The sequence below is a fragment of the Streptomyces sp. NPDC002698 genome (assembly GCF_042888945.1).
Classification (GTDB): domain Bacteria; phylum Actinomycetota; class Actinomycetes; order Streptomycetales; family Streptomycetaceae; genus Streptomyces.
The window spans coordinates 479,036-492,239 of record NZ_JBIAQM010000002.1; the positions used below are offsets into that span (position 1 = coordinate 479,036).

The 13,204-nt window shown below is 72.4% G+C and carries 11 protein-coding genes; all 11 read left to right on the forward strand.

Annotated features, from left to right (window positions below; genetic code table 11):
• Window positions 1-497: 497 nt before the first annotated feature.
• The 11 genes from ACFYW9_RS04490 (at window position 498) to ACFYW9_RS04540 (ending at window position 13,134) form a co-directional block, all read left to right on the forward strand.
• Complete coding sequence (locus ACFYW9_RS04490) at window positions 498-2,873, forward strand: SpoIIE family protein phosphatase (RefSeq protein WP_389144602.1); 2,376 nt, start codon at window positions 498-500, stop codon at window positions 2,871-2,873.
• Between the two features lie 282 nt (window positions 2,874-3,155).
• Window positions 3,156-4,391, forward strand: a complete 1,236-nt coding sequence (locus ACFYW9_RS04495; protein WP_389144605.1) for an arsenic transporter — start codon at window positions 3,156-3,158, stop codon at window positions 4,389-4,391.
• A 5-nt stretch (window positions 4,392-4,396) separates the two neighbouring features.
• A complete protein-coding gene (locus ACFYW9_RS04500) occupies window positions 4,397-4,939 on the forward strand; it encodes a universal stress protein (protein ID WP_389144608.1) in 543 nt (180 codons plus the stop codon).
• Between the two features lie 137 nt (window positions 4,940-5,076).
• Window positions 5,077-5,910, forward strand: a complete 834-nt coding sequence (locus tag ACFYW9_RS04505; RefSeq protein ID WP_389144611.1) for a phytanoyl-CoA dioxygenase family protein — start codon at window positions 5,077-5,079, stop codon at window positions 5,908-5,910.
• 211 nt (window positions 5,911-6,121) lie between these two features.
• Complete coding sequence (locus tag ACFYW9_RS04510) at window positions 6,122-6,973, forward strand: endo alpha-1,4 polygalactosaminidase (protein ID WP_389144614.1); 852 nt, start codon at window positions 6,122-6,124, stop codon at window positions 6,971-6,973.
• A gap of 11 nt (window positions 6,974-6,984) precedes the next feature.
• Window positions 6,985-8,277: an ABC transporter substrate-binding protein gene (locus tag ACFYW9_RS04515; protein WP_389144618.1), complete on the forward strand. Its 1,293-nt coding sequence runs from the start codon at window positions 6,985-6,987 to the stop codon at window positions 8,275-8,277.
• 90 nt (window positions 8,278-8,367) lie between these two features.
• Entirely contained in the window at window positions 8,368-9,330 is a 963-nt protein-coding gene (locus ACFYW9_RS04520; RefSeq protein WP_389144621.1) for a carbohydrate ABC transporter permease, read from the forward strand.
• Complete coding sequence (locus ACFYW9_RS04525; RefSeq protein WP_329303143.1) at window positions 9,327-10,157, forward strand: carbohydrate ABC transporter permease; 831 nt, start codon at window positions 9,327-9,329, stop codon at window positions 10,155-10,157. Before ACFYW9_RS04520 ends, ACFYW9_RS04525 begins: the two co-directional genes overlap by 4 nt.
• Window positions 10,158-10,163: 6 nt before the next feature.
• On the forward strand, window positions 10,164-11,195 hold the full coding sequence (locus tag ACFYW9_RS04530; RefSeq protein WP_389144625.1) for a carbohydrate kinase family protein: 1,032 nt from the start codon (window positions 10,164-10,166) through the stop codon (window positions 11,193-11,195).
• Window positions 11,196-11,278: 83 nt separating this feature from the next.
• On the forward strand, window positions 11,279-12,598 hold the full coding sequence (locus ACFYW9_RS04535; RefSeq protein WP_389144628.1) for an alpha-glucosidase/alpha-galactosidase: 1,320 nt from the start codon (window positions 11,279-11,281) through the stop codon (window positions 12,596-12,598).
• 116 nt (window positions 12,599-12,714) lie between these two features.
• Window positions 12,715-13,134 (forward strand): hypothetical protein, encoded by a 420-nt coding sequence (locus ACFYW9_RS04540; protein WP_389144631.1) that lies wholly within the window; start codon window positions 12,715-12,717, stop codon window positions 13,132-13,134.
• The last annotated feature ends 70 nt before the right edge of the window (window positions 13,135-13,204 follow it).

Genomic DNA, 13,204 nt, shown 5'->3' on the forward strand with positions numbered 1-13,204 from the left:
GGCGACTTGGAGGGCCGTCCGGCTTTCGGCATTTCATGCGCCCCGTGTGAACCGTGCGCACACACCGGCTCCTCACGCGCGCTCCCCGCGCACACGACTCCGCGGTCCACTGGGACCGGCCCTTCTCGAAGGCCCCGCGCGGGACGGCGGGCGCTCCCACGCGAAACCGGCCGCCGACCCCGCTCCTCCCGCCCTCGGTCGGCGGCCCCGGGGCCGTTTCAGGGGCCTCGCATTCGCGCCGCATCATGGCAAACACCCACGAACAAGCGGATTCTGACGAAGGGATACGGGCTCACGGATCCGGCCGTCGCCGGCCCGGCGCCACTTCCGTCCCGCGAGCCGCACCGGCCGCGAGGGCGCGGCACACGGGCCGTCCGCTACGAATGGCTGTCCGGACCCTCCCCGTTCGAGGGTGCTCGAGTCGCCCAGCCACTAGTCTGGAACCCGGACGACGCGCTTGTTCACTGTGAGTGTGCGCACAAGGGAAAGTGGCGACGATGAGCCCGGTCCACCCTCTCGACGAGGCCGCCACCGCACGGGCGGTCATCGACGGGAACGGCACCCTGATCCACTGGAGCGAGGGCGCCCGCCGGCTCCTCGGCTATTCCCCCGAGGAGGTCGAGGGCCGCCCGGCGGCGGATCTCCTGGCCCCCGGGAGCACGGGCCCGCTCCCGGAGACCGGCGTCGACCGCCGGTACGGAGTACTGGCCCTGCGCCACCGCGACGGCCGGATCCTGCCCGTGTGGCTGCTCGCCCACCGCCTGGAGCGGGGCGAGGACTGGCTGGTGCTCACCCCGCTGGAGGGCCGGGAGCCCCGCACCCTGGAGGACCCGCTCGTCCGCGCCGTCCTCGCGCAGGCTCCCTGCGCCATAGCCGTCTACGACGAACGGCTGCGGCTGTACGGCCTCAACGACGCGATGTGCGAGGTCGTCGGCCTGCCGGAGGACCGCATCCGGGGCCTGCGGGTCTCCGAGATCGGCTCCCGGCGGGCCGGCGAGCAGCTGGAGCGCGAGATGGCCGAGGTCCTGGCCTCCGGACGGCCGCGCGCCGTGGCGACGTACGCGCGCGCCGACGGCGAGGACCGGGCGCAGCACTGGCTCGCGCGGATCGCCCCGCTCACCGACACCCATGGACGCGTGATCGGCGTGTCCGTGGCCGCGCACGACTTCACCGAGCAGTACCGGGCCCGCGAGCGGCTCCAACTGGTCAACGAGGCGAGCATGCGCATCGGCACCACCCTGGACGTCGGCCGGACGGCCCAGGAGCTGGCCGACGTCTGCGTACCCGCCCTCGCCGACTTCGTCAGCGTCGATCTGCTGGACCCCCCGGAGAACGGAGGCGAGTACGACATCGAACCGCCGGCCGCCCCGGTCACGCTCCGCCGCGCCGCCCACCGGTCGGTGAACGAGGGCAGCCCGGAGGCCGTCCTCGAACCCGGCGACGCCGACGTCTATCCCGCGTCCTCGCCGCAGGCCGACTCGCTGATCGCGGGCCGGCCCCTCGTCGCGCCGAACGCGAGCGGCACGCTGGAGGAATGGCTGAGCTCGGACGGACCGCGCGGCAGACACGTCCGGGAGTACGGCGTCCACGCCACCATGTCGGTGCCCGTCCGGGCCCGGGGCCGGACCCTCGGGGTCGTCGTCCTCAGCCGGTTCCGGCGGCGTGACCCCTTCACCGCCGACGACGTGCTGCTCGCCGAGGAGGTCACGGCCAGGGCCGCCGTCTGCATCGACAACGCCCGCCGCTTCTCCCGCGAGCGGCAGACCGCGCTGGCCCTCCAGCGCAGCCTCCTGCCCCAGTCCCTACCCCGGACAGCTGCCCTGGAGATGGCGTCGCGCTATCTGCCCGCGGCGCGTGCCGGGGTCGGCGGCGACTGGTTCGACGTGATCCCGCTGTCCGGGATGCGGGTCGCCATGGTCGTCGGCGATGTCATCGGCAACGGCATCCAGGCCTCGGCGACCATGGGCCGGCTGCGCACCGCCGTCCGCACCCTCGCCGACATCGATCTGGCCCCGGACGAGCTGCTCACCCACCTCGACGACCTCGTCGTACGGCTGTCCGCCGAGGCCGGGGCCGAGGAGACCACCGGAGAGGTGGGCGCCACCTGCGTCTACGCGGTGTACGACCCGGTCTCCCGGCGCTGCACGCTCGCCAGCGCGGGCCATCCGCCGCCCCTCGTCCTGCCACCGGACGGACCGCCCCGGCAGATCGACGTGCCGCCCGGTCCGGCGCTCGGCCTGGGCGGGCTGCCCTTCGAGTCGGTCGAGCTCGAACTGCCCGAGGGCACGGTGCTCGCGCTGTACACCGACGGTCTGCTGGAGAGCCGCGACCGGGACGTCGACGCCGGCCTCCGGCTGTTCTGCCGGGCCCTGGAGGAGTCGTCGCGGCATCTGGAGGAGGCGGCCCACGCGATCCTCCAGGCGCTGCTTCCCGCGGGCGGCGCGCCGGACGACGTGGCGCTGCTGCTCGCCCGTACCCAGGGCCTCGCCTCGTCCGCCGTGGCGACCTGGGACATCCCCGCCGACCCCGCCCTCGTCGCGCCGATCCGCAAGCAGGTCGCCGATCAGCTGGAGATCTGGGGCCTGACCGTGGCCACCTTCACGGCCGAGCTGGTGGTCAGCGAACTGGTCACCAACGCCATCCGCTACGGCGAACCGCCCATTCGGCTGCGGCTCATCCACGACGCCGAGACCCTGATCTGCGAGGTCTCGGACAGCAGCCACACCGCACCGCATCTGCGCCGGGCGAAGACCTTCGACGAGGGCGGACGCGGACTGCTCCTGGTCGCCCAGCTCACCCAGCGCTGGGGCAGCCGGCACACCCCGGAGGGCAAGACCATCTGGGCGGAGCTGTCCCTCCTCGGCGAGGAGTGAGGGGCCCACCGGGACGGAGCGCAGCGGCACGGCGGCACGAGGGAGGGCGCTCACGGGCCGGGGGCGCGGTGTCTGATGTGATGAGGGTGCCGCCATCACCGCCCGGAGGACACCATCCTGTACAGCCCGCTCGTCCAAGCCGTCCCCGGCGCGGCCGGCACCCGTCTCGCCGAGGCCCTCTCCGCCGGTCGGGGCACCCACGTCATCGCGTCGCACACCGGCGGTACCGCCACGCCTGTCGCCGCACCGCTGGCCGCCGCTCTCGGCAGCCCGCTCGCCGAGGTGCTGTCCGTCGTCCTGCTCGCGGCCGTCCTCGTCTGCGCGGTCGTACGGCCCTTCAACTGGCCGGAGGCGGTCGTGGCCGCGCCCGCCGCGGGGCTGGTCCTGGCCACCGGGGCGATCTCCTGGGACCACGTCCGCGCCGAGGCCGCCCATCTGGGTCCGGTGATCGGCTTCCTCGCGGCGGTCCTCGTCCTGGCCAAGTTCTGCGACGACGAAGGGCTCTTCCAGGCGTGCGGCGCCTGGATGGCCCGCTGGGCCGCGGGGCAGCCGGGCCGGCTGCTGACCGCGGTGTTCGCGCTCGCCTCGGCGATCACGGCGGTGCTCAGCCTGGACGCCACCATCGTGCTGCTCACCCCCGTCGTGTTCGCGACGGCGGCGCGGATGGGGGCCCGCCCGAAACCGCACGTGTACGCGTGCACCCACCTGTCGAACACCGCCTCGCTGCTCCTTCCGGTCTCCAACCTCACCAACCTCCTCGCGTTCACCGCCAGCGGTCTGAGCTTCACCCGGTTCGCCGCGCTGATGGCGCTGCCCTGGCTGGTCGCGATCGGCGCCGAGTACGTGGTCTTCCGGCGCTTCTTCGCCCGTGACCTCGCGGCGGGCGCGCTCCCCCGACGGGCCGAGGAGCCACCGGACCTGCCGCTGTTCGCCCTGATCACCGTCGGCTGCACCCTGGCCGGTTTCGTCCTGGCCTCGGCCGTCGGCGTCGACCCGGCCTGGTCCGCCGCCGCGGGGGCGCTCGTCCTGGCCGGGCGGGCCCTCCTCCGCCGCCGCACCACCCCGCTCACCGTGGTGCGCGCCGCCGCGCCGTCCTTCCTCGCCTTCGTCCTCGCGCTCGGCATCGTCGTCCGCGCGGTCGTCGACAACGGTCTGGACGACGCCCTCGACGACCTCCTCCCGGAGGGCGGATCACTGGCGGCGCTGCTCGGCGTCGCCGCGATCGCCGCCGTCCTGGCCAACCTGATCAACAACCTGCCCGCGGTCCTCGTCCTGCTGCCGCTGGCCGCCGACTCGGGCGCGGGCGCGGTGCTGGCCGTCCTGCTCGGCGTCAACATCGGGCCCAATCTGACGTACGCGGGTTCCCTCGCGACGCTGCTGTGGCGACGTATCGTGCATCAGCACGAACACGGCGTCGACCTCAAGGAGTTCACCCGGCTGGGCGTGATCGCCGTACCCGCGGCGCTGGTGCCCGCCGTACTGGCGCTGTGGGGCTCGCTCCACGTCATCGGAGGCTGATGGGCATGCGGGTGGTCGTCTGGCTGGTCGAGGGAACATGGCCCGCGTGCGTGGACGCCGTGCGCACGCACGCCCCCGGGGCCACGGACGTGGTGCTGCTGCACGTCGCCGACCCCGCCGTGCCCGGTCTCGCGCACGGCGCCTTCGCGGGGCTTCTCGGACGCGGACGCGCCGAGCCCGATCCCGGCGACCTCCTGGAGACCCTCGGCACGGTCTCCGGGGCCGAGCTCCTCGACGCGGCGGCCCGGCGGCTCGGGGGCCCGGCGACACTCCTGGAGCGCACCGGCCGGGTGGAGCGGGAGGTCGTGGCGGCGGCCGAGGACGCCGGTCTGCTCGTCCTGGCCCGCGACGGCGACCGCAGCCGGCTCGGCCCGCACAGCCTGGGACCGGCCGGACGCTTCGTCGTCGACCACGCTCCCTGCCCGGTGCTGCTCGTGTGGCCCGAACCGGCACCGGACGTCACGACGCTGCCGCCTCCGCCCCCGCATCCGCCGCACCACCCGGACCATCCACACCATCCCGATCACCCGCACCGCCCTCGTCCCTGAGGACACCCGCCGGCGGACGCCCGGCCGTGTCGCGTGCCGCCTCGGGACGAACCGCTCCCGCGCGGTGGTGGAAGAGCCCCCGGACGGGGTAACCGCCCGGTGTGGGACACGAGGGTGCGCCGAGAGGGGACGGTCGTATGGCAGTCACGGACAGGAGCGGGCTCGGCCGGTTCGAGCAGGACGGCTTCGTGGTGCGGCGCGGGCTGTTCGCACCCGACGAGATCGACACGCTGTGCGCGGAGTTCACGGCGCTGCACGAGGCCGGCCCGGTCCCCGGGCACTTCGAACCCCGGGCCCCGAGGACCGGCGGCACGGAGTCCGGCGGCGTCGGAACCGGCGCCCCTGCCGACCCGCTGCACGTCTTCCCCCGCTTCATGCACCCGCACCGCGTCAACGCCCTGTCGCTGCGTCTGCTGCTCGACCCGCGGGTGCGGGACGTCCTCGAGATCCTGCTGGGGGAAGAGGTGCTGGCCGCCCAGAGCATGTTCTACTTCAAGCCGCCCGGAGCCCGCGGCCAGGCGTTGCACCAGGACAACTTCTATCTGCGCGTCGAGCCCGGCACCTGTGTGGCCGCGTGGACCGCCTGCGATGTCATCGACCGTGAGAACGGCGGCCTGGAGGTCGTGCCGGGCACGCACCGGATGGACCTGTTCTGCCCGCACGAGGCGGACCCGGCGCTGTCCTTCGCCCGCGAGTACGTACCGCCGCCCGCCGGTCTGACCGCCGTGCCCGTCGACATGGAACCGGGGGACGTCCTGTTCTTCAACGGCAGCCTGGTCCACGGCTCCGGCCCCAACCGCAGCCGTGACCGTTTCCGCCGGTCCTTCATCGGTCACTACGTCGGCCGCTCCACCCGGCGCATCGGCGGCTTCTACCGCACGCTGACGATGGACGGTGAGGCCGTGGTCCTGCCCGAGAACGAGGGCGCGGGCCCGTGCGGGACGGGCTGGACGGCGGCCGGTCCGCACTGAACGCCGGAGCAGCCTACCGGCGGCGCCCTCGGCCGAGGCGGTCACTTGACGAAGTCGGGCATGCGCGATTTGATCCTCTGAGTGCCGTGGTGCGACCCGGCACGCAGAGGTGCGCCCAGCCGGTAACGGACCAGGTTCAAGTCCGGCCAAAGTCGCCAGGATCGCTCGAAGCGTCCGAGGCGGGGACGCACTCGCGATTGGTGGAGCGGACATGCCCCCCGTCAAACGTGTTCTCCGCGCCGGAGTTCCGGTCACGGCCCTCGCCGGTCTTCTGACGCTCGCGGGCTGCGACGCGGGCACGGACACGAGCGCCTCGGACGAACCGGCGCCCCGACCCGGCCGGACAGCGACCTCCGTCGAACTCCCCCCGCTCCACGCGGGGTTCGACTACCAGATCGGCGGCGCCTACCCCCCGGCCGCCGACGTCCGCGTCGTCAGCCGCGACCGCTCGTCCTCCCCCGCCCGGGGCCTGTACAACATCTGCTACGTCAACGCCTTCCAGGCCCAGCCCGAGGAACGCGGACAGTGGCCCGCCGACCTGCTGCTGCGGGACGCGGACGGCAAGGTCGTCGTCGACCAGGACTGGAACGAGGCGCTGCTGGACATCCGGACGCCGGACAAGCGCCGACGGGTGGCCGCGCGGGTCGAGAAGTGGATCGACGACTGCGCCGACAAGGGATTCGACGCCGTCGAGCCCGACAACTACGACAGTTACACCCGCTCACGGAAACTGCTGAGCGCAAAGGACGCCACCGCGTTCATCACCCTGCTCTCGCGGCACGCGCACGCCCGGCATCTGGCGATCGGGCAGAAGAACACCGCCGAACTGGCGGGAGTCAGATCACGGACCGGGCTCGACTTCGCGGTGGCGGAGGAGTGCGGCGAGTACGACGAGTGCGGCGCGTACGCGAAGGCCTTCCACGACCGGGTGGTGGTCGTCGAGTACACCGACAGCGGTCTGCGCAAGGCCCGTTCGGCCTTCGGCGACCGGCTGAGCATCGTGCGCCGGGACGTGAAGGTCTCGACACCCGGCAGCGCGGACTACGTCCGCGAAACGCGCTGACGGAGGCCGGGATGACACACGTGATCGCGCGGCGCCGGCTGCTCCTGGGCGCGGCCGCCGCAGGGGCACTGGCAGGCTGCGGCGGCCCCTCGGACGGCGTCGGAACCGACGGCAGGGTGACCGTCGAACTGTGGCACGGCCAGAACGACACGGCCAGGAAGGCCGTGGAGTCGCTGGTGGCCGAGTTCAACCGCACTCATCCACGCATCCGCGTGGACAGTTCGGGCGGCGGGGTGGTGGCCGACGCCATGCTCCAGAAGGTGACGGCCGCGCTCGCCGCCGGCTCGTACCCCGACATCGCCTACGTCTTCGGCTCGGACCTGGCGAGCGTCGCCCGCAGCCCCCGGGTCGTCGACCTCACGTCCGCGCTGCACGAGGGCACCCCGCCGTGGAAGTCCTTCTGGGCGCCCGTGCGGGACGCGGTCACCGTCAACGGCAGGGTGCGCGCCGCCCCGGCGGTGCTCGACTCGCTGGCCGTCGTCTACAACAAGAAGCTGTTCCGTCAGGCCGGGGTCCCCTTCCCGAAGGCGGGCTGGAGCTGGGACGAGTTCACCGACACCGCGCGCAGACTCACCGACTCCGGACGCGGGACGTTCGGCACGGGCTGGCCGGGCACGGGCGACGAGGACACGGTCTGGCGGCTGTGGCCGATGATCTGGGACCTCGGCGGCGAGGTGATCGCCGCCGACGGCAAGAGGGTCGGCTTCGCCGAGCAGGGCGCCCGGGCTCTGTCGACCCTCGCCCGACTGGCCCACGACAGAAGCGTCTACGTCGATCCGAAGCCCGGCAGCGAGCAGATGTACCAGGTGTTCCTGAGCGGCCGGATGGCGATGGTGGCGACGGGACCCTGGCAGCTTCCGGACGTCATCACCGCCAAGGTCGACTACGGCGTCGTCCCGCTCCCGACGTACAGCGGCAGGCCCGTCAGCATCTCCGGGCCGGACACCTGGACCGTCTTCGACAACGGTTCCGCCCGTTCCCGGGCGGCCGTCGAGTTCGTGCGCTGGATGATCCGCCCGGCCCAGGACGCGCGCTGGGACATCGCGGCGGGCAGTCTCCCGCTCGGCTCGGCCACCGCCCGGCGTCCGGAGTGGCGCGAGCACGCGCGGACGACCACCGGACTCGGTGTGTTCACCGACACGCTGGACTCCGCCCGGGTCCGGCCCGTGCACGCGGCCTATCCACAGATCTCCCAGGCCCTCGGCGAGGCGATCGTCTCGGTCCTGCTCGGCAAGGACTCCCCCGCCCACGCCGTCCGCCGGTGCGCCGAGACGGCCGACGCGGCCCTGCTCATCCCCCGGTGACCTCGGCTCGTCCCCCGGTGACCTCTAACTCATCACCGGTGACCTCGACTTCAGACGTTCCCAGCTGACTTCCAGCTGAAGGAGGCCGTCATGTCCGTCCTTCCCCGCGCCATCACCGTCGTACCGGGTCCCGCTCCGGCCCCGGCCGCCGCACGGCGTGCCACTCGCCGCCGCGGCCGCCGGGAGACCGCCACCGCCTGGGCCTTCATCGGCCCGGCGGTCGTCGTCATCCTCGGTCTGAGCATCGTGCCCGTCGTCTGGTCGCTGCTGCTCTCGTTCCGGGCCGACGACCTGGTCACCCCGGGCCGCTGGGTCGGCCTCGACAACTACCGGGCCCTGGCCCAGGACCCCAACTTCCGTACGGCCGTGGGCAATACCCTGCTGTACGCCGCCCTCTACGTGCCGCTCAGCCTGCTCGGCGGGCTGATGCTGGCCCTGGCGCTGAACCGCCGTATCCGGTTCATCGGTCTCTACCGCACACTCGTCTTCGTTCCGTTCGTGGTCTCGGCGACCGCGCAGGGCGTGCTGTTCTCGTTCATCCTCGATCCCGAGTTCGGTGCCGCGAACTCCCTGCTGCACAAGCTCGGGCTGTCCCCGCAGGGCTTTCTCACCGACCCGGACCAGGCGATCTATCTGCTGGTGCTGATCTCGCTGTGGAGCGGCGTCGGATTCTGCGTCGTCGTCTATCTGGCCGCGCTCCAGGACGTGCCGCCCGAACTCGTGGAGGCCGCGCGGATCGACGGGGCGGGCCGCGGTCGGACACTGCGCCACATCGTCCTGCCGACCCTCACCCCGGTCACCGTGTTCCTGCTGCTGTGGCAGCTGATCACGGCACTCCAGGTCTTCGACCTGATCTATGTGACGACGAAGGGCGGCCCCCTCGGCTCGACCGGCGTGGTCGTCTACTTCGTCTGGCAGCAGGCGTTCCAGACGTTCACGGCGGGCTACGGGGCCGCCGCGGCGTACGTCCTCGCGGTCGCCCTGCTGGTGGCGGGCGGGACGCTGCGTCTTCTGCGGCGCCGGCAGGAACGTACCGAAGGAGCGGTCCGATGAGTTCACCCGCAGCCTCCCGCAGGCCGAGCACGTGGCATCTGCTGTTGGCGCCGCTGACCCTGTGCTTCGCGCTGCCGCTGGTGTGGCTGGTGCTCAGCTCGGTGATGTCCGACGCGGAGATCAACCGGTTCCCGCCCGCGCTGTGGCCGAAGGGGATCGATCTGGGCGGCTACCGGTACGTGCTCGGGAACGCGATGTTCCCGCGCTGGTTCGCCAATTCGCTGATCGTCGCGGTCGCGGCCGTCCTGTCGAACCTGCTGCTGGGAGCGCTCGGCGGCTACGCCTTCGCGCGGATGCGGTTCGCCGGATCGCGGACGCTGCTCGCCCTGATGCTCGCGACGATGGTGATCCCCTTCCAGCTCACGATGATCCCGACCTTCCTGGTGATGAAGGAACTGGGTCTCATCGACACGCTCGGCGCGCTGATCGTGCCCTCGCTCGTCACCCCGTTCGCGGTCTTCCTGTTCCGGCAGTTCTTCCTCGCGCTGCCCAGGGAGATGGAGGAGGCGGCCTGGATCGACGGGTGTTCGCGGCTGCGGGTGCTGTTCTCGATCGTGCTGCCGCTGGCCCGGCCCGCGCTGGCCACGGTCGCGGTGCTGACCTTCCTGAGCACCTGGAACGACCTGTCCTGGCCGCTCATCGCGATCAACCACGACACGCGGTACACCTTGCAGCTCGGCCTGACGACCTTTCAGGGGCAGCACCACACGCGGTGGTCGGCGGTGATGGCGGGCAACGTGATCACCGTGCTGCCCGTCCTGGTCGCGTTCCTGCTCGCGCAGAAGACCTTTGTCCAGTCGCTCACTTCGAGCGGTCTGAAGGGCTAGGCCACCATGAGATCGTTCGATCTGCTGGTCGTCGGCGACGCCAATCCGGATGTCGTCCTCGGCCCGTTGCGCGGCCCCCTGGAGTTCGGGCAGCGCGAACAGCTCGTCGAGCACGCCGGGTTGGTGCTCGGCGGCTCCGCGGCGATCATGGCGTGCGGGGCGGCGCGGCTCGGGCTGCGGGTCGCGTTCGCGGGCAGGGTGGGTGACGATCCCGCGGGTGCCTTCGTGCGCGAGGCGCTCGCCGGACGCGGTGTCGACGTGGGCTCCCTGGTCACCGACCCGGTCCGGCCCACCCCTCTCACGGCCGTCGTCATGGCCGGGGACGGGGACCGGGCCATCCTGACGGCGCCGGGCTGTCTCACCGGGACCGGTCCCGAGGACGTGCCACGGGACCTCATAGCGGCCTCCCGGCACGTGCACGCGGCCTCGTTCTTCCTGATGCCCCGTCTGGCCCGGTCCCTGGCCTCGGTGTTCGGCCTGGCCCGGGAGACCGGTGCCACGACGTCACTCGACACGAACGACGACCCGGCCGGACACTGGGACCACCGACTCCTCGATCCCGTAATGAAGTTCACCGATTTCCTGTTGCCCAACGCGGCCGAGGCGTCGGCGCTGTCCGGGGAAGCCGATCCGGTCGCCGCCGCCGCCTTCCTGGCCGGCCGGGGGCCGACGGTCGTGGTCAAGGACGGCGCGAACGGCGCCCTCGCCGACACCGGGACGCGGCTCGCGCACGCACCGGCCACGGCCGTCGACCCCGTGGACACCGTCGGCGCGGGCGACAGCTTCGACGCCGGGTTCGTCGCCGCGACCCTGCGCGGCCTCGGCCTGCGCTCCGCGCTCACGGTGGCCGCGGCCTGCGGTTCGCTGTCGACCCGGGCACACGGCGGTACGGCGGCACAGCCCACCTGGGACGAGGCCCTCGCCGCGGCCCGCGCGCACCTCCCGGACCTCCCGGACCTCCGGGACCTCCCGGCTCTCCCGGACCCCCGGGACCTCCCGGCTCTCCCGGACCCCCCGGCGTCTCGAACCGGCCGATGAACGCCGGCGCCCCCGGCACCGCCGGGCACCCGGCCGTCCCACGAACCCCCGCACCCCCGCACCCGCGAGACCAGGAGCCGTTCATGAACGACGTCACCGCCCCGAAGATCGCCTTCATCGGAGCCGGGAGCGTGGTGTTCACCCAGGGACTGCTGGCCGACCTGTTCAGGTTCCCCGAACTCGCGCACGCGCGCATCGCGTTGCACGACATCGACCCGGAGCGGCTCGACACCGCCGAGGGCGCCGCCCGGTACATCGCCGGCGTACGCGGCGCCGAGCCCGCCATCACCGCGCATCCCGACCGACGGGCGGCCCTGGAGGACGCCGACTTCGTCATCAACATCATCCAGGTCGGCATGGACCGCGCGACCCGCACCGACTTCACCGTGCCCGCCCGCTACGGACTGCGCCAGACCATCGGCGACACGCTCGGCATCGGAGGCATCTTCCGGGCCCTGCGCACGTTCCCGGTACTCCGCGCGCTCGCCTCCGACATGGCCGAACTCTGCCCGGACGCCATGCTGTTGAACTACACCAACCCCATGGCGATGAACGTCCTCTACCTGAGCCGCATCGCGCCGAAACTGCGTGTCACCGGCCTGTGCCACTCGGTGCACTGGACGATGCACGACCTCGCCCAGCTCGTCGGGGTCCCCTTCGAGGAGGTCACCCACCTGGCCGCCGGGGTCAACCACCAGGCGTGGGTGCTGCGTTTCGAGCGCGCGGGCCAGGACCTCCACCCGCTCCTCGACGAGGCCATCGCCAAGGACCCCGGGCTGCTGCGCCGGGTCCGCGTGGACATGTACCGCCGCCTCGGCCACTACCCCACCGAGACGAGCGAACACTCCTCGGAGTACGTGCCGTGGTACCTCCACCACGACAGCGAGATCGAGCGGCTCAGGCTGCCGGTGGGCGCCTATCTGGACATCATCGAGGAGAACGCCGCGAGCTACCGGCGCACCCGCGAGGCCCTGGCCTGCGGGGTGCCCCTCCCCGTCGAGGGCACCTTGGAGTACGCCCCGCAGATCATCCACAGCACGCTCACCGGCACCCCCCGCACGATCTACGGCAACGTTCCCAACCGCGGGCTGATCGACAATCTCCCTGCGGACTGCGTCGTCGAAGTCCCGTGCCTGACGGACGCGTTGGGGGTGCAGCCGACCCGTGTCGGCGCGCTGCCCCCGCAGTGCGCCGCGCTGAACAGCGCGTACGTCTCCGTCACCGACCTGGTGGTCCGCGCCGCCACCGACGACGAGCCGCGGCACATCCGGCACGCCGCGATGGCCGACCCCGCGACGGCCGCCGCTCTCCCCGTCGAGCGCATCTGGGACCTGTGCGACGACCTCGTCCGGGCTCACGGTGATCTCCTCCAGCCCGGGCTGAGGGCGCTGCTGGGCCACTGAGCGGGGGGCGGTGTCCGTTCACCGTCACCCTTAGGGGGTGAGGCCGGTCGGGGCCTGGTGCCGCAGGCTCGGTGGTGAGTGGCTGCGGTCGCAGCCCGTGCAACGGAGGTCTCGCCATGGCAACCACCCAGCATCACACCCGCTCCAAGGCCACGATGACGACCGCGAGCGGCCTGATGATCTTCGCCTCGGTGATGCTGTTCGTCTCCGGCGTCCTGGACATCCTGCGGGGCGTCATGGCCATCGCCGAGGACGACGTCTTCGTCACCGGCCAGAACTACGTCTTCAAGTTCGACCTGACGAGCTGGGGCTGGATCCACCTGGTGCTCGGCGCGGTCGCCGTGGTCGTGAGTCTCGGCCTGTTCACGGCGGCCACCTGGGCCCGGGTGATCGGCGTCGGCATCGCCGCCCTGCTGATCATCGCCAACTTCCTCGACATCCCGTACTACCCCGTCTGGTCGCTGACGCTGATCGCCCTGTACGGCTTCGTCATCTGGGCGCTCTGCGTGGCACGGCCGGACACGGACACCGTCTGACCCGGCGGCGACGCCGGAACCGGCCCGGACCACCCGACCGGACCACCCGACCGGGCCGGGCCGGCTCCCG

Excerpts from the sequence above, each read along its gene's own strand:
- ACFYW9_RS04535 (WP_389144628.1), top strand. The coding sequence starts at position 11,279 with ATGAACGACGTCACCGCCCCGAAGATCGCCTTCATCGGAGCCGGGAGC.
- ACFYW9_RS04530 (WP_389144625.1), top strand. The coding sequence starts at position 10,164 with ATGAGATCGTTCGATCTGCTGGTCGTCGGCGACGCCAATCCGGATGTC.
- ACFYW9_RS04510 (WP_389144614.1), top strand. The coding sequence starts at position 6,122 with ATGCCCCCCGTCAAACGTGTTCTCCGCGCCGGAGTTCCGGTCACGGCC.
- ACFYW9_RS04520 (WP_389144621.1), top strand. The coding sequence starts at position 8,368 with ATGTCCGTCCTTCCCCGCGCCATCACCGTCGTACCGGGTCCCGCTCCG.
- ACFYW9_RS04540 (WP_389144631.1), top strand. The coding sequence starts at position 12,715 with ATGGCAACCACCCAGCATCACACCCGCTCCAAGGCCACGATGACGACC.
- ACFYW9_RS04490 (WP_389144602.1), top strand. The coding sequence starts at position 498 with ATGAGCCCGGTCCACCCTCTCGACGAGGCCGCCACCGCACGGGCGGTC.
- ACFYW9_RS04515 (WP_389144618.1), top strand. The coding sequence starts at position 6,985 with ATGACACACGTGATCGCGCGGCGCCGGCTGCTCCTGGGCGCGGCCGCC.
- ACFYW9_RS04525 (WP_329303143.1), top strand. The coding sequence starts at position 9,327 with ATGAGTTCACCCGCAGCCTCCCGCAGGCCGAGCACGTGGCATCTGCTG.
- ACFYW9_RS04505 (WP_389144611.1), top strand. The coding sequence starts at position 5,077 with ATGGCAGTCACGGACAGGAGCGGGCTCGGCCGGTTCGAGCAGGACGGC.
- ACFYW9_RS04500 (WP_389144608.1), top strand. The coding sequence starts at position 4,397 with ATGCGGGTGGTCGTCTGGCTGGTCGAGGGAACATGGCCCGCGTGCGTG.